Origin of the sequence: Thermophagus xiamenensis (genome assembly GCF_900112795.1) — a bacterium.
Lineage (GTDB): Bacteria > Bacteroidota > Bacteroidia > Bacteroidales > Marinilabiliaceae > Thermophagus > Thermophagus xiamenensis.
This window is the reverse complement of record NZ_FONA01000013.1, coordinates 70,127-92,588: the sequence shown is the minus strand read 5'-3', so window position 1 is coordinate 92,588 and position 22,462 is coordinate 70,127. Positions and strand designations below refer to the sequence as shown.

15 protein-coding genes are annotated in these 22,462 nt (G+C 38.4%); 3 read left to right on the top strand and 12 right to left on the bottom strand.

What is annotated here, in order from left to right; all coding sequences use genetic code 11:
* The 5 genes from BM130_RS09365 to BM130_RS09350 all read right to left on the bottom strand — a co-directional run bounded on the left by BM130_RS09365 (window position 1) and on the right by BM130_RS09350 (window position 4,238).
* On the bottom strand, window positions 1-885 hold the full coding sequence (locus tag BM130_RS09365; RefSeq protein WP_010528070.1) for a DUF488 domain-containing protein: 885 nt from the start codon (window positions 883-885) through the stop codon (window positions 1-3).
* A gap of 328 nt (window positions 886-1,213) precedes the next feature.
* Window positions 1,214-1,681, bottom strand: a complete 468-nt coding sequence (locus BM130_RS15575; RefSeq protein WP_202796531.1) for a hypothetical protein — start codon at window positions 1,679-1,681, stop codon at window positions 1,214-1,216.
* Between the two features lie 72 nt (window positions 1,682-1,753).
* Window positions 1,754-2,191, bottom strand: coding sequence for an HTH domain-containing protein (locus BM130_RS15570; protein ID WP_202796532.1), 438 nt, complete (start codon window positions 2,189-2,191; stop codon window positions 1,754-1,756).
* A gap of 152 nt (window positions 2,192-2,343) precedes the next feature.
* Window positions 2,344-2,955, bottom strand: coding sequence for an RloB family protein (locus BM130_RS09355; RefSeq protein ID WP_010528071.1), 612 nt, complete (start codon window positions 2,953-2,955; stop codon window positions 2,344-2,346).
* A 5-nt stretch (window positions 2,956-2,960) separates the two neighbouring features.
* Window positions 2,961-4,238 (bottom strand): AAA family ATPase, encoded by a 1,278-nt coding sequence (locus tag BM130_RS09350; RefSeq protein WP_010528072.1) that lies wholly within the window; start codon window positions 4,236-4,238, stop codon window positions 2,961-2,963.
* Between the two features lie 268 nt (window positions 4,239-4,506).
* Between BM130_RS09350 and BM130_RS09345 the strand changes: the two genes are divergently transcribed.
* A complete protein-coding gene (locus BM130_RS09345) occupies window positions 4,507-5,226 on the top strand; it encodes a DNA-binding domain-containing protein (protein ID WP_010528073.1) in 720 nt (239 codons plus the stop codon).
* Between the two features lie 636 nt (window positions 5,227-5,862).
* On the opposite strand, the gene BM130_RS09340 is transcribed toward BM130_RS09345, so the two are convergent.
* Entirely contained in the window at window positions 5,863-6,984 is a 1,122-nt protein-coding gene (locus BM130_RS09340; protein WP_010528075.1) for a hypothetical protein, read from the bottom strand.
* 571 nt (window positions 6,985-7,555) lie between these two features.
* Between BM130_RS09340 and BM130_RS09335 the strand changes: the two genes are divergently transcribed.
* A complete protein-coding gene (locus BM130_RS09335) occupies window positions 7,556-8,776 on the top strand; it encodes an ATP-grasp domain-containing protein (RefSeq protein ID WP_010528076.1) in 1,221 nt (406 codons plus the stop codon).
* Here the strand turns inward: BM130_RS09335 and BM130_RS09330 are convergent, their stop codons facing one another.
* The 4 genes from BM130_RS09330 to BM130_RS09315 all read right to left on the bottom strand — a co-directional run bounded on the left by BM130_RS09330 (window position 8,777) and on the right by BM130_RS09315 (window position 12,716).
* Window positions 8,777-9,691 carry a patatin-like phospholipase family protein gene (locus BM130_RS09330; protein ID WP_010528077.1) on the bottom strand — a complete coding sequence of 305 codons (915 nt, stop codon included), beginning with the start codon at window positions 9,689-9,691 and terminating at the stop codon, window positions 8,777-8,779.
* A 611-nt stretch (window positions 9,692-10,302) separates the two neighbouring features.
* Entirely contained in the window at window positions 10,303-10,497 is a 195-nt protein-coding gene (locus BM130_RS09325) for a hypothetical protein (RefSeq protein ID WP_029626656.1), read from the bottom strand.
* Window positions 10,498-10,872: 375 nt separating this feature from the next.
* On the bottom strand, window positions 10,873-11,163 hold the full coding sequence (locus BM130_RS09320) for a hypothetical protein (RefSeq protein WP_010528079.1): 291 nt from the start codon (window positions 11,161-11,163) through the stop codon (window positions 10,873-10,875).
* A gap of 281 nt (window positions 11,164-11,444) precedes the next feature.
* Window positions 11,445-12,716, bottom strand: a complete 1,272-nt coding sequence (locus tag BM130_RS09315; RefSeq protein WP_010528080.1) for a S28 family serine protease — start codon at window positions 12,714-12,716, stop codon at window positions 11,445-11,447.
* Between the two features lie 452 nt (window positions 12,717-13,168).
* Between BM130_RS09315 and BM130_RS09310 the strand changes: the two genes are divergently transcribed.
* Entirely contained in the window at window positions 13,169-14,200 is a 1,032-nt protein-coding gene (locus BM130_RS09310) for a DUF4097 family beta strand repeat-containing protein (RefSeq protein WP_010528081.1), read from the top strand.
* A 76-nt stretch (window positions 14,201-14,276) separates the two neighbouring features.
* On the opposite strand, the gene BM130_RS09305 is transcribed toward BM130_RS09310, so the two are convergent.
* Together BM130_RS09305 and hflC are read right to left on the bottom strand one after the other, a co-directional pair.
* Window positions 14,277-21,035, bottom strand: coding sequence for an aminotransferase class I/II-fold pyridoxal phosphate-dependent enzyme (locus BM130_RS09305; protein WP_010528082.1), 6,759 nt, complete (start codon window positions 21,033-21,035; stop codon window positions 14,277-14,279).
* 478 nt (window positions 21,036-21,513) lie between these two features.
* Window positions 21,514-22,458 carry a protease modulator HflC gene (gene hflC, locus BM130_RS09300; protein WP_010528083.1) on the bottom strand — a complete coding sequence of 315 codons (945 nt, stop codon included), beginning with the start codon at window positions 22,456-22,458 and terminating at the stop codon, window positions 21,514-21,516.
* Window positions 22,459-22,462 lie beyond the last annotated feature (4 nt).

Below are 22,462 nucleotides of genomic sequence, written 5' to 3'. Positions count from 1 at the left end.
TCACAAATGCTTTACACTATACTCAAAATCAGGAAGGTTTTTAATAGCTTCTGCCAGGTGGCTTCTATGACAACGGCAAGCATCAGCTTCAAAACAGGTTAAGGCAATTCGTTGATATTTTTTTAACAACTCCAGAATTTGAATCTGTGTTTGCCGAGTCTCATTCAAAGTTGTTTCACGATAAAAGGCAAATAGATGTTCGTAATCTTCCTTCGACTCTAAATTCCGGCGATATTCAGAAGCAATTCCAACTTCAGGAAGATGAATGTAATCTATTCCCACACAATGACAATAACGCTGAAGTAAACTCTTACTAAAGCCAAACTTCATGCTCAAAGGATTTCTTCTTACATCCACCAGAAGTTTTACACCATTTTCTATAAGTTTCAGCAGATATTTCTCCAAAGAAATACCCTCGTAACCAATGGTAAACATTATTATGCCGTGCACAGTTGGCACAGCATTTTCAATGCGTTGATATAATTTCCCAGGTAACATGTCTTGAGCTATATCGCTTCGAATAGCATAAAACGGAAAATTTAAATAGGTATGTCGCAAAAGAGCTTTATTACTCATTTTACCATACTCTGAAACAACAGATGTTATCAGAGCCTTATCTTTTTCTTTTATTTGAGAAAAATACGATATAGTATCCTTCTTGCTATATTGCACACCAGCCTCAGACAAAATACCACTTCTAAGCATAGCATTTATATCTGCATGTGCCGTAAAGGAATAACCACCATATTTGTATGGGATAAAATCATATTCTGCAGATGATTTCCTTTGTGAATATAGAAATAAAATCTTCTGCAGGCGTAATTTATCTACTGTCCCACCTAAAAGTTCTATGATGGACAATAATATTTTTCGTCGATAGAACATGTCGAAATTTTCAATTTTTCTTTGGCTCCTTTAGAGTCCACTCTTTTCTGTGAATTGGTTGGTTCGAGAGGAAAAACCCTAAACTTCTCTGTACCGGAAAACTTAATCAAAGTAGTAGCCAAAACCTCTTCAATACATGAAATAGTCTCCGGAGTAAGGTTTTCCTTTCCTTCAAAATGAAATGCATATAATTTTCTACAAAATTAGATACTAATTAATAAAATCAACCCACAGGTTTATTTTTAACAATTCAAAAAATAACACCTCTCAAAAAGACAAGAAATTACCACCAATTACTATCGATATCAATCTTTTAATAAAATAAATTTTATTCATTTATAATTGGTACGATACCTTTATTTTGCATATATCTCACCAACTCCTCTTCTGAGAACACCTTATCATATTGACTTTTAATTTTTCCGAGCTTACAGTCTTCGGTAATTAGTTTCAGGAAACTGCTGAAATCTGAATTTTCATTGGCTAATCGGTTTACAGTATCCCAGTCGATTTCCTGATTAATTTTTGAAGGAAACAAAATCTCACTTTCAAAGATATTCTCAGGATTTAGTTTAATTATTCCAATCCCAAAAGCATTATTCAATCTCCGCACTTCATCCTTAAAGGTTGGGTCAAAATCAATATTCAAGGCGACCAAATACCCCTCGTGAGCCCAACTGTAATTGGAAACAGCTTGAAAAAAAGACTGACGAAGATTGGAAAAACTTAAGGAAACCTTCAATTCGAATGAAAACAACTTGATGGAAGTAATAGAAAGATGTTTCTGAATTTCCAATGTCTCCGGCTTGAAGTCGCGAAACGGAAAATACACTCCTACTAAGTCCGGATGCAACCATTCATTTTGTCCTTAAACAGCTCTGGCTGAATTTTCGTGAAAAACAGTCTTTAAATTGGCTCTAAAATGAGTATTACTGTATGCAAACGCCACCAATAAGGGATGAAGGTCTCTTTCGTTGAATTTCTTTTCTTTGCGTTTCTCTCCCCGAGCAATTTCTTCATTTTTCAGTTTTTGAAGATTTGTAAGATTAGCTTGATTAACCAAACGTCGAAGAAAAAACTGCGCAGGCCGCTCACTGGTCTGGATAATTTTTGAATTATCACCATTGTTGTTAATGTCCGTATAGCAGTATGCAGATATGGTAGCCCAGGGTGTCTTGCCAGAAGTTTTAAAATCACCTAAAGTTCCCCATTCATTGGCTTTATCCCATATTTCTTTTGCCGAAAGCGGTGTCCCTGCTTTATCAAGCGTTTTTTCGATTACAGTCCAAAATGTAGTTTTTGCCATTTAAAAGTTAATTTTAGGTCGATAGTAAAGAATTAATAAATGTAAACAACAATATTGGCTTTTCACTAAACACTGAAAACTTTTTCTGTCTTCTTTCTGTACATGTCAACCGCTTCACATTTCCTTCTCTTGTTATTAAGTGGCAATAGTGGTTAGGCATGTTTCTGTTTTTCAAATTGCTCAATAGCAAGATGCATCTTCGTGTAAGGGAAGTGCCGTCCAATATTTCCCTGTTTACGATTTTCGAATAATTTTATAGCATTCGCTTTTGCTTTGCAAAAACCTTGATTTTGAATTAATTTACAAAACCAATTTTTATCCTTTAAATACTCATTAGTTTTTTCGTAGCCTGGCAAATAGTTTCGTAGCACACTTTTCAGTGAATCATAGTCTACAAACTCTCTGGTTGTATAGATGAAATGTAGTAAAAACCAAATTTCAATGGAAGGCATGCTTTCGCATATAAAAACCTTATTATTAGATTTATACTTATTAATCAACGCATCAAACCTGGCCCTTTTCTCTTGAGATACAATAGTATCATAATCGGTAAAAAAAGTAATATAATCGTACCCTTCGTCCAATAAATCATCAATAAAACGTTCGGCTTTTTTCAATCCTATATTATCAAATAGTCGAGGCCTAACTATATACTTATATTTTTTATAATCTTTTAAAAAAGAAAGATACCATTGCTCAGTTATTCCCTGGCCTAAAACTGCATATCTTTTTTTAAACGACCTATGGTTTCTTTTTCGCGGCATGCTGTTTATAATTCAGGAATTGCTCCAAATTTACCAATTTTATAAGCTTTGTAAAAAGAAAGTTCTTTCCTGAACTTAAAGTCAGACAAAGAAAATAAATCGGTCGATCCATCTTTTCGCTTTTCGGTAAACCAGATGGCATCCTTGCGTAGAATATCCTTCTCGTTGAGGATGGACATATTGTGCGTAGTAAAAAGTAATTGAGCTTTACTGGACTTTTTAAGGAACTCTTTAATAAAATGAATAACCAATAAAGGGTGTAGATCAGAGCCAATTTCATCAATGGGTAAAAAAGCATCCTTTTCTATAGCGTGAAAAAAAAGACCGGCAAGACCATAGTATCTTAACGTTCCTCTGGATTGCAGTTCTTCCGGCATTGAATAAAATTGCACCTCTTTATCCTTTTCAATTTTATGTCTGAAGGCTATCTTTTCCCAACGAATGACTTTTTCATTTTTTATTTTAGTTTTTTCCTCTTCCAACAATGGAGCAGAATCAATCAGTTTAAGAAAGTTTTCCGACACTTTTTCATCTTTATCCTCAAATAAAATATCGTCAATATTAAAATCAGCCCCTTTTAAAAATGTTAAAGCATTGTCTTTTTTTTCAGGATTTTTTCTAATGAAATTATCTGTAAATCGGGTTAATTCTGAATAAGGACAAATCGATGACAAGTATTGATTATTAAACCAATCCTTAACCCTTTCAATCTCTGAGAAAAAAACATTCACCTGATTATACCCGACAAACACAGAAGTGTTTTTTAATGTTTTTAACTGAATTGCCTCCTGTGCCAGTTCCGAAGCTTTTAATCTTGGTCCTAATTCGACTACAGAGATATTTTTATATGAGCTGAAGTAGCGTTCAAAAACCTTAACCGGCCGAGTACTTGGATAATATGTCAATGTTTCTTGGAGGACCTTTTCTCTATCGAGTTTTAACCGATAGCGATGTTTTTTATCATCGACATAAAATACCAGCTCAAACTCACCGGGTTCTTTGGCGGTATCACCAAACAAAAATGGCATAAAACCGGTACCAGCATTTCGTCCTTCGGTCGGTGCCTTATGTATAAAGTGGTATATAAAATTAAAAGCTTCAATCAAATTACTTTTCCCTGATGCATTGGCACCATAAACCATTGCCAATTTCAGCAGTCGAGTACCGTCTTTTTGCTTCGCCACATAATAGTCTTCCAACGTATTGTCTGAAGAAGCCTTAAAACTAAATGTCACTTCATCCTTGAAAGATAAAAAATTCCTCACTCTTAACTCTTGGATCATATTATTGCACTTTTTGCAGTTTATTTACAAATATAGGACAAAGAAATAAGCTTAACGATTCTCAATTAAATTATTTTGCATTTTTATCGCAATTACAAAACTCATAGACATCATCAATAAAAACTATTCACAACCTTTTCCCTCCCCCAATTTAAACAGCTATTCCATGTTATGATTACTATAAAAATAAATTTAAATAGTATCTTAATATATTCCTAAATCGTACAAACAAAAAGCATCAAGTTTAACCCGATAAAAGCAGGCCATTATGAAAAAAGTTCTTAATGTTTTATTGGGGAAATATTATTTAACGCAAAAACCCAATACTTCCATAGCTTACCCGGTAACCAAGGGTCAAATCACCACAGATGATGTAATTAGGATGCTGAAGCAAGATGGCATGGAAATTCATGAGACTACGGCCAAAGACATCATTTCCCGCTTTCATAAAAAAGTCGCCGAACTGGTATTATCGGGCTTTGTCGTAAATACAGGCTTAGCCATCCTGCGCCCCATCATAAAAGGGATATTTCAGGATAAAGTATGGGATTCGGCAAAGCATAACATCCGGGTATCATTTGTTGCGGGGCCGGTTATAAAGTCGGCCATAGCAGATACCGAAGTGAACATCATTGGCGAAAAAAGTGCTTCTGTTCAACTCTTTTCGGTTATGGATAAACAAACAGAAAATACCGACGGAAAGCTAAAGGCCGGCGGAGCAGTAGAACTGAAAGGCCAAGGCATTAAAATTGCCGGGGATGAAGAACATGTAGGCATTTATTTTACTAATACAGCCACCGGCGAATCCATAAAAATACCCAATGAACGCATTGTGCTAAATTATCCGAGACTTTTGCTCTTTATGCTGCCCAATGATTTTGAACCGGGCGAGTATGAAATTTCGGTCGTAACTCAGTACATCCGAAGCGACAAACAATACAAAAATCCCCAAAGTGCCATTTTACCCCGTCCGGTAATTGTTTCTTAACCTCAGGCAGAACTACACAGGCAGAAGGCAGAAGAAGTGATTAGTCATTAGTCAACAGTCATTAGTGAATAGTGTTAATTAACTAATGACTAATGACCAACCACTAACTACTAACTTTAAGTTCCATTCATCCAATGATTTCAATAAATTTTATACAAATAAAAAGCAGACTATTTAAACATCTACTCCAGGCAGTTGAAGTTTTACACTGCCCTATTTAATCCCCCATCACATTTCAACACAATTATTCAACTCATTATAAAGTAATTACCTGACACCCGCTCGGGTGCTTGACTGACACCCGTTCGGGTGCTTATCTGACATCCGCTCGGGTGCTTGACTGACACCCGCTCGGGTGCTTATCTGACACCCGTTCGGGTGTTTACCTGACACCCGCTCGGGTGCTTATCTGACACCCGTTCGGGTGCTTACCTGACACCCGAAAAGGTGTTTGCCTGACATTCGATCGGGTGTCAGGCAATTAGATTATAAAGTTGTACATGAAAATTCCCTGCAAGAGACCATTCGGTAAGGGCCTTCTTTTAAAAAAAAACGAGCATGGCAACAATTGTCATGCTCGTTTCATATAAGACATCTGCTTACGGCAGTAAGCTATTGGTGGTAAATAATATAAAATTATTCCAGTTCGCCATCCCAACCGGCCAATCGGGCCAGAATCCACCAGAAAGCCATCGCTTTGCGGTTAGCGGTGATGTGCTGAGTGTTATGAGAACCAGTAAGTTCAATTCCTCCGGGTTCTTTACGATTTAACCAATAATCTACACCCAGAGTATGGTTCTCTTGCCATTCTACATAAAAGTTCTTGCCATATTTGGGTGAATAACCATTATCATTGGCATCCTCCCAATAATTACCTTCCATGTCGTGAGTGTCGATACTGTAATAGTCTAGGCAGAACTGATTATTTTCCCGACAAAACTCATTAATCAAATCTGCCTGGTTTTTAGGTCGTCCCTCACCTATGTTATTATTCTCAATGGCATGCCCGGTCATAAAGATAAAATGTACGGGCACTTCACGCTGTCCTTCACCTGTACCTATTTTAGAGCCACCAACACCGTATTCTTCAATCAATTGCTTCATACCCGGAAGGTAAGTACCTTCAACATCATGATTAGAAATATCGCACCACGACCACATAATTACGTTCACATCGGCATTTTGGGGGTCATCAAGGAAGTTGCGGGTTGTCTGAAGAAAAGACTCTTCATCTTCGCTTAAGTCGACTGACTTTTCCCCTGCGGGTGCATAATCCTGCATGGCATAGTCATAAATGGTCAGTTTACCGCTTACGGGTGTATCCAAAGAGACACCAAAGGTAACATCGTCACCGGATTTATAATCGGGTAAACCGAAGACGCCTCTTGTAACATGCGTACCGTGCGAAGTATGCTGGTAGGCTACACGAAAACTGTTTCTCGCCTTATCGATATACTCGACGGGAATTCTCCGCAAAACGCTTTCCTTGGTTACTTCGTGCCCGGCAATGAAAACATTCCCAACATATGAAGCATTGTCATCATCAATATCATCGTTGGAATCATCGTTTTCATCTTCATTGTTTTCTTCGTCCTCATTAGAACCATCGTCCTGGTCGTCGTTATTTTCCTCTTCATCCGAATTATCGTTGACATCTTCGGTCAATTCTTCACCATCGGTATTATCTTCAACGGCATCAATGGTGCAAGCCCCTGAAAACATCAACATAATCGCAACAAAAAAATAAACTGCCTTCATCATTTTAAATTTTAAGTTAATACTCGCATAGTTTGGTCAGATGTTTAGATTTGGAATTTAAAGTCAAAAACTGATTGTTTCACAAAAACAAAAAATCATCACTCAAAGCAGGCACGCGCCCCTTTGCTTATTGATTAATATATAATTACATTTCACCCAATTTACCGGTTAAATCGGGAGATGAAGGAAGTGATTAAACAAATTATCAAGCTTGATAAGTTAAAACTGAATTGTAAGCATATTGATGCTACAATAATATGGCCCTCATAAAAAACTAATTACAAAACGAACGTACGTTTTAAAAATTGCCTTCATTACAATTTTTTTTCTAAACGTATAAAAATATTATGCCATACGGCATTATATGTTAAAAATATGCTAATTATACAATTAAGGGCAAAGTACAACTACTTTAAATCAAAATCAAGATTAGATTTGCATTTTTAATACAAAAAAGAATTGCATTGAATCGAAATAATGAAAGTTCAGCAGCTAATTTAAAAAAGTAATAGAGCATAGAAACTCATAAACAGGCATTTCCATAAAAGGCCGGTTATAAAAAAACACATTAATGATTAGCAAATTATATGTATTTAACCCCACCAACGAAATGGCCATAGCCAATGGTCAGGTATCATATATGCCACCTGCACATCTTCGGCGTTTTGAAAATGACCTGGCAGCATTGCCATGGATGTTTGCCGAAAAACGCGATTTTATTCTGGTTGGGCAAAGATCAGGCAATTCATTAAAGCATCTTGTCGACCTTGGATGGGAAATGCCCACAATTGTAACTTCGCCTGAAGAGATACCATCCGGAACAAAACTGGAGTTTTCGCCATGGGGATGGAGTCCAGCCATATACAACAAACTTAAACCGTTTTTTCGTTATGCTACTGCCCAATGGCAGGAACATCCCTTTTCCCAATGGGATAATCGGCTATCTCATTTGTTAAGCCGCGAAACAGGATACCGGCTTTTAAATGAAATAAGGGTTCTTTGGCAACGATTCCCAAAGCACTATGATTTACTTGAAGTACCCTCACCGCCGATCACCATCAACAATTATGAACAATTATCCCATCTTTTTGAAAAGATAACTCCACCGGCAGTTGTAAAAACTCCATGGAGTGCATCGGGGCGTGGACTTTTCAGAATAAGAAATTATGAGGATGACCCTTCTCAATCGGATTGGGTTCGAGGGATGTTAAAACGTCAGGGAAAGGTTTATATTGAAAAAATGCTTCCCAGGATTCAGGATGTATCTTTTCAATTTATCATTAAAAATAACATTCAATATCAAGGGCATAACTTCTTTTACACCGATGTGTCGGGTCAGTTTGAGGGATGCGCCGTAGGTTATCCGGTAAACCCATCACCACATTTTCGGGACACATCAAAAGTTCGGGAAGCGTTGCTTCAGGGCCGGGATATTGTACAGGAGGCCCTTGAAAGAATAGGAATTGAGACACTTTATTGGGGCCCGGCAGGTATTGACGCTCTTTTTTTCGAAAATGCTAAAAAGGAGATGAAACTTCATCCATGTTTGGAAATTAACCTCAGGTATAATATGGGATTAGCCAATATTTGTTTACAAAAAAGGATACATTCCACTGCCCGTGGCAAATGGAAAACGGCTTTATTTAAGCAAGAATCGTGGACCGATTTCTGTAAACGCAAGAAGAGAGAAAATCCGCTTAAAATGGAAGACAAAAAGATAAAGAAAGGATTTTTGCCATTGATTGATGCTGATACGGAAAAACTTTTTGGGGCCTGGCTAGAACTTGAATAATTAATTTACACTTCCTTCCTCTTGTTCAATGCGGTGCTTTTGCATTACGGGTCCCAGTTCTTCCTTAATCAGTTTAATGGCGGCATTATAGCCAATATTGTAAAGTTCGTCGGCCTTATCAAAATCAAGTAAAGTGTAATCTTTCAGTTCTTCGGGTTCGATAACGAAATCACACATCTTCCGACTTTCCGCAACGTTTTGTTCTATTGCCAGACTAAAAGTGCGCTGGGCTATCTCTCTAATACCATTAAGCTTTTCTACAGGTCCGTAATAGTTAACATTTACCCCTATCAAAATACGACATTTGTCTTTGATAGAAGCTGCAGGAAGGTTGTCAAACAATCCGCCATCAATGTATGTTTTGCCATCAATTTCCTGAGGCAATAAAAGTACTGGTACCGAACAAGAGGCAACCACAAAATCGTGTAACGGACCATTTTCGCCTTTAACTTCGTTAACACCATCGGTGATATTAGCAACCGAAAGATAGAAGGGTTTCTTCAAGGCCGAAAAATCATTTGCGGGTATTTCCTCTTTAAGTGCCCTGCGTACCGCATTTAATTCAAAGAAGCCTCCCTGTTTCAGTTTTAGAGAAACCATACTGTAAATTTTCTCTTTTTTAATCAATTCCAGGATGCGTTCCGGGGCCAATCCGGCGGCATAAAAGACACCCACCAGGGCACCCATGCTGGTACCGGATATGATGTCGGGCGAAATGCCATATTCATCCAAGGCCTTTAACACTCCAATGTGGGCGATACCTCTTGCACTGCCTCCACTTAAGGCGATACCTACTTCATAATCATAGGAACTTACATCACCATTCGATTTTTCCTCTAACCGGTCTGAAGGTAAATCCTCTGCGCCACCCTTTAATTGCTTGCGGCTTTTGAAAAATCTATCAAACAACCTCATGGTAAAACAATTATTTTTAACAACAACCTCTATTTCAAAGATTTAAAAATACATTTTTAATCCAAAATTAAAACATCTAACAAAAAAGGGCTATAAGCCAACCATTGGTCCATAAACTTTTGCTCTGCGGTTGTTTGATTTTAATAAATTTTTTTTCGGCTTCTCACATCTAACTTCTAATAAATATCAACCGTATAAAATTTTCTTAATTTATTGGATAGAACTAAAATTAGTTTATAGTGTTTAATCAATAATCCATAGTGAAACCACCGCTAATGACTGTTCACTGATTACTAAAAACTTTTTTTACCTTCTGCCTGTTCCCTGTTCCTGATGTGATAAATCTTCTTGCTATCCTTGTTTAAATATTCTTTCTACAAGACTCGAAAATATAAAAAAAGGAAGAATTTCTAAAACTCTTCCTTTTAATAAGTTATTTAGGCCAATAGTGATGCCAATTTGGGGACATTCTCAGCATAATTAGCCTTTAAACTTTCCCTAAACTCCTTTTTTACTCAAAATCAAACCTTGTTCTAATGAAACGCACATGGCCATATAAAATCATACATATTGCATTATGGTTAAAATAGCCAATAGCGTTATTTTAAAAATTATTCAGTAACATACATCAATAAAGCCGAATAAGTATTAATGCCCTGACTTGAATGCGCCGCATATTCTAATTTAATAATTTGATCGGGCGACACATTCTCTTTTTCCAGAAAACTGTTGATTTGATCATCTAAAGACATATCATAATCATCTATACCGGTGTACTGAAAATGTTTAGTAAGTAACTTTTTCATAGAAAATAAATTTAAAACTTCTGTAATAAAAATGATCATTGCCATTCTACGCAATAAAGTGCTTTTTGATACAAAAAAAGTGTTTAATAGCCTTATTCCCGGATGCAAATGTAAAAACAATCGAACTGTATTTATGTTTACAATTTATTGCTATTCAAAACAAAAATCTCACCTAAGTAATTGACCACATGGAGCTCATATGGATGCATAATAGTAATATCCGGCTTTATTACTGCAAACTACCCGTATCATGTTGGTGCCGGGAAAAATTATTGAAAAAAATAAACCGTCTAAACTCAAAAGCGTTAATAGACGGTTTAAAAAGAGGCCTCCAAGATAAAAGGCTATCCCGCTAAAGACCAATTAAAAAAAAGATTAAGACTGTTGTTTCAATTCACTTACTTTATCAACCAACTCAGAAAATTTTTGATACATCTCTTTCTGCACCTCCTGGAAATATTTTCTTACCTTTTTACGATCATTCTTTTCGGTTGGATGATTAACTTTCTTTATCATCGCGTTTCGAAAATTAATGGTATCTAACACAATACTTTTAAACTCCTCTTCATCGATGCTGTTAAAGAGCATCTTTCTTACATAGGCTTCAGTAATAATTTCACTGGCCAAATAGTTTATGTCTTTCTTTAAGTCTCTAATACTCGCCATAATCGAAAAAGCTAAAATGTTTTTACCAAATTTAAATATTTTTTCCGTGCAACCCAAGGGATTTGTTTCCTTTTATTCAATAAATGCACCCTTTTGTCCAAAAAAAAATGACATTCATAAAAGAAAAAGAGAGATTAAACATTATTTCTTAACAAAAAGTATTTATTTCTATAAATTTGTAATTGTCAGAAAGTGTATGCACAACATGTGCAGCGTGACCTAAGTAACCCATGTTCAAAAAGGAAAAGGCGACTCAAAACGTTGAGTTGCCTTTTTTAGTTTTAGTTCAACCAATTATTTAATTGATTTATCACGATATTTTTAAGCGAATCGGGTAAGTTATTAATTCTGGTGCGATGTGAACCACCGGGTTTAACAATTTTCACCATATTAGAAAATCCTTCGGGGTTCAGGGCTGTAGCTCCCCACGGGTCATTCTCGCCGGTTAATAAAATAATTTCCGGGTCAGCGGCCCTAAGCTTTGTGAGAATTCGCTGCGGGGCATTGACATCAAAAACCAGATTATCAACATTGGGTGCCATAAATCGATTGGACACGGTATCGGTTTTTATCTCATCCAACCACTCTTTAAGCGGTGTTGCAAGATAGGCATAATAGCCTAACTCACGATAGGCCTGGTAAAAAAACGGGCAAACCTGTTTCCATTGCTGGTCGGAAAAATATCCGAAATCGCTGCCCTTACATAAATGGTCAAAAAGTTCTTTTGCCGGTGCACCGGGGCGCGGGATAGCATCAACATCCCTTCCCCACTGCCACAGACTAAAAGGATATTCTAAAACAGCCAGTTCAAAGGCCTTTTCTTTTCCCATTCGGAAGGTATAACCCTTTTCCCTGGCAAAGGCATCTAAGAAAGGCATCAACTCATCCTGGCGTTTTAAAACTTCTTTTTGAAATTCCAGAATACGATTCCGCTGCTCAGGGGTACCAACATGGTTGAAAAACTCTATCAGCCGTTTATCTTCTTTTTCCAGATTAAAAGGTGCAACATAAGCAACGGTAACATCCACATCATCGGGGAAGAGTGCCCGGTGAATCAGGGCTGTTTGCCCTCCCTTACTGATACCGGTATTAATCCACTTCCCGGTGTAAAAATTTTTAAACAATTCAACAATTCGGTGATGGTCCATGGCAGCCTGCTCAATGGTTAGATAATTCCAATCCAGAGAGTCGGGAACCGAAGCACCAAAATAGCGATGTTCCACAATAATTTGGTTACCACCAACAATCTTAACTAATTCGGTAATGCTGTTTTTAGGGGCCATATACCCTTCGGTAACCAATACAACGGGTGCGTTCCGGGATTTATGGGAAAGCCATACACGTTGTTTAAAATAACCCTTCTCGGGATGATGGTGGTCAATGGGCTGTTCAACCCATAACAACCATGCTTTGGAAAATATTGAGTCGCTACGAATCTCTTTTGATACATGAACTCCCTCAACTAACGGGAAAGTAGTTGACTGGTTTTGACCAAATACCAACCCGCAACAAACAAAAACTAATAATAAAACAATGTTGTTAAATTTTTTCATCAGTATAAATTTTACTTACTTCGTTGATACATTGCTTTTTATAAGTAGTCATTAGTGGTTAGTCGTTAGTCATTAGTTATTTAATACTAACCACTTGTTAACTAATGACTAATCACTTCTTCTGCCTTCTGCCTGTTATAGCAAAAGTCGTCAGCCTCGGTTCATCATTTTTACTCGTATAACGCCAAAAGCCAATCCAATAATTTTTCAAAACAAACAAAAATATATCAATTTCAATATCCATTTTATGACAAATACACAATTTGTTAAAATATTATGTAGTGAAATGATTTAATTAAGCATTCGGCAAAGTCAACATAAATTTTATACAAATAAAAAAAGTATGCATTTTTGTGATAGGGAAAAGTATAAAAGAACCAGAGAGACTTCAAAAGTAAAAAAGCATTTTAATAAAACTAATAACCCAATAATAATTAAAAAGTTATCAATCTATGAAAACATTTTTTACGCTCACCTTTTTGTTGGGATGGATAAGTTTAGCCATGGCCAATCTTCCACTCGAAGAAGTTTACAATGCCACAAAAACCTTTAACAAAACCGACACGGTGAAAATTGAAGGGGATTTTTGTAAAATTATTTTACAACCTTCGACCGACAATGCCATAACTGTCAGCACCGTAATCAAATCCTCGGCTGCCGTGGAAGGATTTGGATTAAGCGACCAACAGGAAAACAACACTTTAAATTTGAGTATTGTTGTTCCGGACAAACATGTTTCAACCAAAAGCGGGGAAATGATTGTAAGCCTTCCAACCGAGAGCAAAGTATGGGTAAAAACGGGTTCGGGATACATACAACCCCAAAACCTTCAAAACTGTACCCTAAATGCCAGCGCCTCTTATGGTAAGATAATAGCCGAAAATGTTTCGGGAAACTTTAATCTTAAAACATTAACAGGTGCCATATCGGTCAATGCACTCAAAGGACAATTGGCTGTAAATACTAAAAGCGGACCCATTGAAATAACGAATATCGACGGTGAAGTCACTGCCATCACTGACAAAGGTGATATAACTGTGGAAAATGTAAAAGGTAAAATATCGGTTCAAACCAATACTGCAGCACAAAACCTATCAAATATTAATGGCGAACTAAATCTTCGAACCTCTACAGGTTTGTTAACCCTAAAAAACCTGGAAGGAAAGTTGCAAACTAACAACGACGACGGCGATGTATGGATAGAAAACCTTAAAGGCTATATGGACTTAAAATCGTTAAGCGGAAAGTTGATAGGAAAAGCCATAGAGCTTACTAAGAGCAGTTCGTTTGAGACCACCAAAGGACGAATTGAAATGGAATTAAAAAACGACCTTAAGGAATTAACTTTCGAGCTGGAATCCAATTATGGATTTTTATACATCCCCGGCAAGGCGAAAAAGAAGAAGCTCACCTCAGGGAAAGGACCTATAGTAATAACAGGTTTCACCAACAGTGGTCCGCAACGTTTTACACTGGCTCAATAAAACATATCCAGAACAAAAAGAACCGCTACCTCGAGAATGTAGCGGTTCTTTTTTTGAGTATTTCAAACCGAAAAAGTTATTTAGTTTGGTCTTCTTTTCCGTTTTGTTTTTTGTCTACGTTTTTATTCCCCTTAGACTGATTTTGTCGCTGCCCTTTTGTGCCTGCGTCCGGTTTAGCTGCCTTAGAAGCTGCCGGTTTGGATTTTTCTTCTTTTTTTCGACGCTCCAATTCCTGTAACACAGCATATTTAGCAGCAGCAATGGTTTCGCGGTTCACCTTTTCGGTGATACGCCCTTTCATCAGGTCATCGAATTCTATGTAACCATCCATGAGCAACAACTGGGTAATCATGTTGTTGACAATGGTCTCTTCGCTATATCCTTTAGCCACGTATAATTTCCCTGCACCTTCAAGAAATTCTTGGGCAAAATCGGGATAATTGGGTAAACTCATTAACTCATTGCAGGTTTCACCAAAGCTGCTGAGCTCAATATTCAGATTAGGGGTCACCAGCAACGGACTAAATTCTTCGTTCTTGTCTTTAGGCTTAAAGCGGTTCACGCCTGACAAATCAATTTTAACCGAAGGGTCATCCATCCGCACAAATTCAGCTTTCATCATTTTATCCAGCTGATAGAGATAAAAGTTGTATCTCCAGATTTCATTGCTGGATTGACCATTGGTAAAGACATGGGCATATTTCTCCTTAACAATTCTCCGAACCTTATTTTTCGTTTGATTGATTTCGGCTCTTCCGGCACGCAATTCTTTGATAAGTGTGGTGAGTGATTCAGCCGCTTTCTGCGGACCGGAAATCTCCTTGCCTTTCTTGCCAATCTCAGTGGACAAAATACCACACTCAATTTTTGCGCCTTCACCCTTTCCATCATCACCACCTTTTAAGACATCAATCAGGTGATAGCGCCCTTCGATTTGCTTATCCTGCGAAACAAAAGGCTGACCCGCAGGCGTACTGGCCAGTGAGTCGAAGATAGAGCTGAAGATGTTTCGCGACAAAATAACTTCTGAAACTTTATCGCCCTTTTGAATGGAAGCGATAAAGCGGTTTTTCACCAAATCAAAGCTAACGCCGGTAACTTTCCATTTCTCATCCGCATATGGAATCTCCTTACCTATAAATATTTTGCGAACAACCTCTTCGATATCGATTTTGTCCATCATTTTATAGGATGAAGCCAGATAATACTTTCCATCCACAGGGTCTAATTCCCAATCCAGGACATCATCGAGGTAGTTGCCATGTTGTGCCAGGACATCAACGATATTTTTATCGGCGGTATAACGCAGAAGCGTACGCTGGAAGTGAGGTCCATCCTGACTGGTGGCCTTTTCTTTTCGCTCACCGTGAGAATCGATGTATAACAAGAAGTTTTCAGGATTGCTCACGCGGATAATTCCGGCATCTTCCTTAGAGTTATTATGCGCCGTAAGAATGATGTCGATTTTATAAGGCATATGAATTTCACAAATACCGCTAATGGTGCTACGTGAGTTAAGGTCATCCACATTACTGTCGGCACTGCTTTCAAACAAATACTTATAATATTTGATGTATTCGGGGTCGAAGTCGGTAACTCTTGAGAAGTCCCCTTCTTCTGTACCAAAACCATAAAGATTTCCTTCCTTATCGCGGAAAACATGGAACATATCGCCGGCGATGTTTTTAATGGAACGAACACCGGGTAAGTTCTGACGCAACCATTTCAGGGTGAGGCCGGCCAGCATTTCGGATTTGCCCACACCACTGTCACCATCGACTTCGACGACAAAGATGGAACCATCTTCCAACTCAATGGCAAAGAGAGAACCATGCTTGGGGATACCGCCCATCTCTTTCACCTTTTCGTTAATCATGGTGAGCCACGGCTTTTTAACATCTCCAAAGTAATCGGCCTCCTTACGCAATGGCGTAACCAGCGTTTTAATATTTCCTTTGGGGCCCTGAATGTCGAAGTACCCTATCTGAGGGAAGGAAATAACTTTTTCCGGTGCTCCCAACAAGAGCAACACATCCGGAACAAAGGTTTCTGCATCCTTCAGGGATATATCCTGATATTGCGTAAGCCTGAAGAAATCGGTTAGATACTTGATGTAACCTTTTTGGAAAATGATTAGCTGAGTAACCACCCCGTTTTTCATTATCTTACAACGGTAGTCATCGGGGTCCATATTGGCCACAAAGCGGGCCAGCCGACGTTCAAAAAAACGAGACGAAGGCTTGGTTGACAGCGCTTTGATATAATCATTTTTGGACTTACTACGGTTCATGTCCAACAGGTACATGGGCTCTTCCTCTCCCCTGTCGACTTTATGGAATGGATATTCGCGCTTTTTGGCATCGGTAGAGATACGCGTATGACGTTGCACCGATTGTTCAACCGAAATAACTCCACATTTGGTCATCATTTCGTTAATCCATACCAACCTCCCGTTATCGAATTCTTTTAAAGTCTTATCCTTGACTTCAAAGTTTCGATACAGAGTTATCCCGTGCTGAATCATTTCGTTCACGTCACTGTTCTGACGTCGGAAGTAAGTATCCAGAACTTTTATCAGCGTATGGGTATACTTATGATAATAATCGGTACCTTTTGAAAGGTTCTGCAAAAAGATTAGGAATCCGACCACTTTTTGGGTTACTTCCGAGAGTCGGGTCTCATCTACCTTAATATCCTTTTTGCGGATAATATAATTCATGATATCATCCACCTCCTGGGGAAGGATTTCGGTAAGGACATTTTCCGTAAAAATCTTCAGGTCAGCATCATCGGTTTTATCTATGCGTTCCTGCAGATACCTCAATTTTGAAGTTACCTGATTAAAGAAACTACTATCATTTTTCAGCAAATAGAGATAGAGGATTTGGTCACTCACCGACAAACCACTATTGAATACCCGTCTTTTAACAACGTCGGCAATAAAGCCCACACTACGAGCAGCAATGTCGATGGATGCAAATTCCTTATCCTGCCGTAACGTTTCAATAAAATGGCTAAGATATCTTTCCAGGTCAATATCCTGCACCGTTAATCCGGTAACCTCCTCAAAGAGTTCACAGGCAGTAGTGATAATTTCGCGCCGGCTGGGCTCAATGCTGGGTTGCTCAAACGGCAAATTAAAGTGCAACAATATTTCCTGGATATGCTTTTTCAGCACCATGTTAACACCTTCGAGCCGGGCAACATCCATATTATAATCGCCACTGGCCTGAAGGGTTAATATTTTCATCTTGGTGTCTGAAAAGAGCAAGCGTTCCATCTCAATTAATATCTCCCGCATGATATTCTTTTCTTCGGGGTCATCAAGCACATAATGGTTGGGATGGAACGTTTTTTTATTGTTAATATATTTCAGAATGGTGGCTTTGCTGAAACGTGAAGCCACTATATTGAAGTTAAGGTTACGCAGTTGCGGAATTTTCTTGTATATCTGCGGTAACAGGTTTTCATATATTTTGGTAAAGGCTCTGCTTCGGATAAACTCTTCGACGGTACGACAGTTACCCACATCGCCCTGAAATTCGATGACAGAATTTTTCGAATCACCAATAGTGGTAATAGACACCCCGCTCACCTGAGGCGAAGCATGGTACAAGGATCGGTTTTCATTGATGCGTAGCGACTGGTTGACCTTTTTCTTCAGGTCACGCACCATGGCATAATCCTCAAAAACACCTTCGGGGAAACCACCCTTGCTGCCCTCATTGAGAATTTTATCCAGCAGCTCATTAACAGAAGCCTTTGGATTGATCTGTCGAGCTTCTTTTAATTTTTTCCAGTAAGAGAGAAAAATGGTGAAGGCGGTTCGTAATTCTTTTTTAAATATCTCGTAGCTTTCAGGTGTTCCTTCAATATAACCTCCGAGCGAGAATCTGACCACGCCTGTCTTATAGGGCAAGGCAGAAATGCCTCTTTCACCTGCGATTTTTTTGGTAAAATCTTCCAGATCGTTGAAACTACCAAAATTTCTAAATAGCAGGTTAAAAAGATATGACCCATCGGAACGGATTACCGAAACATCTTCCACATCGAGTTCCTGAATGACCTCTTCGGCAATTTTAATGGCCGTTTTCAGACGTAAATTAGACTCGTTGCGGAAATTTTTATTAATTCTGAAACGGTCTAAGCCTTTAACCAGCTCGCCCCGGTAATAGATATAAAACGGAACATCCTTATACTTAAAGTCATCGGGTAGGCCAAGGATATCCAATTTAGCCAAAGCGACCAATTCATCCAGCAGGAAAAGATGAAGTGGACTACCTTCAAACCCCGAAACGATGGGATCGCCCGTTGCCATTTTGGACTTTCCATCTTGTTTCACCAAATCGATGATGAAATTTTCTATATGTTTAACAATCCTGCTTCGAGAGGCATCCTTAGGCAACTTAGACTCCAGTTTGTCTTTCAAATATTTGGCCCTCAATCCGGTTTCCAGGACAGCATTCAGGAAATAGAGCGAACAACTGTTACCGCGAACCGATTGATTGCGCTCACGTGCAAAATCAATAACCTCCTTCATGGCAGGGGTAGCCACCAAAAGACCTAAACGTTCTCCTGACCCGGCCAAATTTTTAGTGGTGGATAATGACGAAACTGCCCGTATCTTTGAATAAATACTCTCATTATTAAAAATGTATCTTGAGATAGACCTCCACTTTGGCATTACCTCATCGGGAACCTTTACACTATCGGTATAGGCTTCGTCAAGCAGCAGAGTAATTTTGCTGTTATTGACAAATTTCAGGAAGGCTATAAGGTTTTCACGGTTAAAGTCACTGTATCCTGTCGGATTGGAAGGATCGTTAATGATGATGGTAACATTTTCGCAGAAACGGTCCCAAAGGCTTCCGGTAGAATCAAATAATTGTAAAGTGTTTTTGATTCGTGACAGTTTGGTTAGAAGCCTTTCATAGTCAATGCGCTGATCATCCAGATTCTCGATTTCTATATCGAAAGGATTGATATAAAATTTATCATCTGAGAACAAATCGGTATACTCCCATGCCAGTACTTTATTATAAATAATGTAAGGCTTGGGATTTTTATCCCTGTAGTACAACAGGTCACGAATAATCATTTGGACATCATCCGAGATGGAGGTCTTATCCAAATTGTTCAGGTCACTAATGAAGTCCTTAATGATCTGTTTTTCTTTATCTCCCAGTCGCTCAAAATCTTTGTAAACCCCCAGGTCGATCAACACATTTCTGAATCGTCCCTGGTTGTCGGATTCATTATCGACCTTGGCAATATATTTCTGATATTTTTCGAGGAAAAGGTTTACACCAAAATTCTTATGAAAATGGTTATGTAAAGTTCTTTTATAGTTATCAGGAATAAAATTGATAATGGTTTTACACCGCTCAAGGATTTCATCGTCGAGGGGTTTAAGCTTACGCTTCAGCAGATATTCGCCATAGGTGCGAATCTGGTTACGTCCGCCCCCTTCAAGGATGGTTGCCACTTGTACATCCGGAATATCGGAATAGAAGTATTTTTTGATTCGTTCCTCAAAGGATTGAATCAGCTCTTGGTTTTGTTTTTGTCGTTTTTCGGGTACCGCGGTATTTTGTATGAACTGAATAAAATCCCGTAACCGAGCCAAAGAATACCTGTCTTTCAGTATTTGGCGAGAAAACGAATCGAACTTGAACAAATTAATGTTTTTAAGTAAATCATCGGTTTGTCCAAGTTGTTCTTTTTTAAGCTCCTCCAGTTCCTGGTTGTAATCGGCAATTTTTTTGTCAAGCAGTTCTTTAAATTCCTGAAGGTTCTTACTGTTGACATTTTCCAGTATCAACCTCAGGTTAAGTTGTGTGTTGGCGGGAGCACCCAATTTTTTGGTATGAACCTTATTCAGGGTATTGATGATACCATTATGGAAACTGAACACCAAAGAAGTGTTCGAGGCTCTGGATTCCGGGGAATCATCGACGACGACGATTCTGGAAATCAGAGGAAACCATTTGGATCCGGCAAACATATTTTTACGCATATGTTTCACCTTCACCACAAAAACGCTGGAAGTATCTTCCTGCATCAACTCAAAAAGCTCTTCACCCTTGATATCTTCAACAACACGTACACAGTCGGCTCCAAAAACTTCTCCTTTGATCAGTTCAACGGCAATATCACTGTTTCCGGACACCACGGTTCGGATCAATCCGTTGAGGCCTTTGAAATTAACCGCCCATTCGGTACGATGCAGAAAATTATTTTTCTCAGCACGGGTGGTATAATGAGTACTCTGGTTAATCATTTGTTCCAGAGTATCCATAAAATAATTCCAGTGGGCTTCATCAATATCACCGATAACGCCAATCACATCTCTAAACCGGCGCAGATCGACAGGTGAGTCCCCGATCACAATTTTCGCCAGGAACTCGATGGTTTTCTCGGTCACCGGCGGCGTTCCTACCGATAAATCGTGAAAATTCTGGATATTCTGAATCCACTCTTTCTGTTGTTTATTTACAATATCATTATCGGCAAAATACCCCAATCGACGATTGAAATCCTGTTTTAAGGAACTATAAATAAAAGCTTTTGAATCCTGATGGGGATAAAGCATCAGGGTTATATCTGAATAGCCTGGAATATCTTCTCTGAACTTTAGCAGATACTTTTGTATCTCGGCCTGTTGCCGTGCCGGATCGGTAGGCTCTTCATAGCAAAGACGGACAAACGCCTTTAAGTTATCGAAGACAAAATTGGGCAAGAACACTTCTGCACGTTCTCCCAATGAGGCATATAAATTAATGTACTCCCTGGCCTCTTGTCTCAAAAATGCTTTGGGCACTCCTTCAATTTGCATAATCTGATTCAATTAATAATCCACTAAATTTAATTATCCGGTATTTTGTTGCATCTATATTCCCTAATATATGATAGCAACAGGTCTTAGTATTCTTCTTTTCTTCAGGTAGAGTTAATTTATATCCAATACGATTCAAATCAACATTTCAACCCAACAAATCAGCGACCTACTTAAAATCTTAACAAAAATAAGCCATTTTCATTTCAAAATGTTACAAAGATAGTCAATTAACCAATGAAATTAAAACTCACCTTCCCTCATTTTAAAAGAATTTTTCCTTCTTTAACCGAGATTAAATAAATTCCAATTTTTTCAACCGTTCTCTTAAACAAAATTAGAGCATGACCCTGCTGTCTTTATCCATTTTTTTTGGTCATGCCCTATAATTCACTAATTACATTAAACCAATAAATAACAAATTAGTTTTAATAGAGACCGCATTCTATGCCACCCTAAGGTAAAGGATGTTGCATATTTATTCCGCCTTTTTCAGATATTTAAAGAGTTCGCTATCGGTAGAAAGAATAATGTGAGTCTGGCTATCAAAAGTTTTTTCAAAGGTTTCCATCGATTTCATGAAAGTATAAAGGCTTCGCGCAGCAGGGGACCGGTTGTAAGCAGCAGCATAAATGGCAGCAGCTTCGGCATCGGCACGCCCCATAATTTCTTCGGCTTGTCGGAACGCTTGCGATTGAATGGTTTTTAACTCTCTCTCTTTTTCACCATTGATACGAGAGGCCTCACCTTGTCCTTCGGACCGGAACTTGTCGGCTATACGATAGCGTTCGCTCTTCATCCTTTCATAAACCTGATTTCTGACCTCTTCCACATAGTTAATGCGCTTAAATCTGAAATCCAATATTCTAATACCAAGGTCAAGTGTTTGTTCGTTGGCCGCCTGCAAAATCATGGCTTGAATTTTCTCGCGACCAACTTCAATTTGTTCCAGGCTGTCTCCAATCATTTCACCAATTACTCCACTCGACATAGGGACGCGGTTACTGGTTCTAACAGTTTCTATTAAATTATGATTGGCAATAAAGTCACGGGTTTCTCCATCCAGGATATCATCGAGGCGAGATTGAGCTCCCAGTTCATTTCTTAAGCGTTTAAAGAATTGCAGTGGATCAACAATCTGCCAACGAGCATAAGTATCCACGAAAATATATTTTTTATCCTTGGTAGGAATTTGATTGGGGTCACCATCCCATTCCAGGAATCGTTTTTCAAAGAAATTGGCTTTTTGAATAAAGGGGACCTTAAAATTAAGACCCGGTGTGGTCACCGGTTCCCCTACCGGTTTTCCGAACTGGGTTAACACTACTTGTTCAGTCTCATTTACGACGTAGACACTACTCAAAAAAGTAATGAAAGCCAAAATAAGTATAACAATAAAGCTAATAGATTTATATCGTGCCATAATT

What these genes read in the sequence shown, in the direction of transcription:
- BM130_RS09365 (WP_010528070.1), bottom strand. Translation starts at nt 885, where the DNA reads ATGTTCTATCGACGAAAAATATTATTGTCCATCATAGAACTTTTAGGT.
- BM130_RS15570 (WP_202796532.1), bottom strand. Translation starts at nt 2,191, where the DNA reads ATGGCAAAAACTACATTTTGGACTGTAATCGAAAAAACGCTTGATAAA.
- BM130_RS09355 (WP_010528071.1), bottom strand. Translation starts at nt 2,955, where the DNA reads ATGCCGCGAAAAAGAAACCATAGGTCGTTTAAAAAAAGATATGCAGTT.
- BM130_RS09350 (WP_010528072.1), bottom strand. Translation starts at nt 4,238, where the DNA reads ATGATCCAAGAGTTAAGAGTGAGGAATTTTTTATCTTTCAAGGATGAA.
- BM130_RS09345 (WP_010528073.1), top strand. Translation starts at nt 4,507, where the DNA reads ATGAAAAAAGTTCTTAATGTTTTATTGGGGAAATATTATTTAACGCAA.
- BM130_RS09340 (WP_010528075.1), bottom strand. Translation starts at nt 6,984, where the DNA reads ATGAAGGCAGTTTATTTTTTTGTTGCGATTATGTTGATGTTTTCAGGG.
- BM130_RS09335 (WP_010528076.1), top strand. Translation starts at nt 7,556, where the DNA reads ATGATTAGCAAATTATATGTATTTAACCCCACCAACGAAATGGCCATA.
- BM130_RS09330 (WP_010528077.1), bottom strand. Translation starts at nt 9,691, where the DNA reads ATGAGGTTGTTTGATAGATTTTTCAAAAGCCGCAAGCAATTAAAGGGT.
- BM130_RS09325 (WP_029626656.1), bottom strand. Translation starts at nt 10,497, where the DNA reads ATGAAAAAGTTACTTACTAAACATTTTCAGTACACCGGTATAGATGAT.
- BM130_RS09320 (WP_010528079.1), bottom strand. Translation starts at nt 11,163, where the DNA reads ATGGCGAGTATTAGAGACTTAAAGAAAGACATAAACTATTTGGCCAGT.
- BM130_RS09315 (WP_010528080.1), bottom strand. Translation starts at nt 12,716, where the DNA reads ATGAAAAAATTTAACAACATTGTTTTATTATTAGTTTTTGTTTGTTGC.
- BM130_RS09310 (WP_010528081.1), top strand. Translation starts at nt 13,169, where the DNA reads ATGAAAACATTTTTTACGCTCACCTTTTTGTTGGGATGGATAAGTTTA.
- BM130_RS09305 (WP_010528082.1), bottom strand. Translation starts at nt 21,035, where the DNA reads ATGCAAATTGAAGGAGTGCCCAAAGCATTTTTGAGACAAGAGGCCAGG.
- hflC (WP_010528083.1), bottom strand. Translation starts at nt 22,458, where the DNA reads ATGGCACGATATAAATCTATTAGCTTTATTGTTATACTTATTTTGGCT.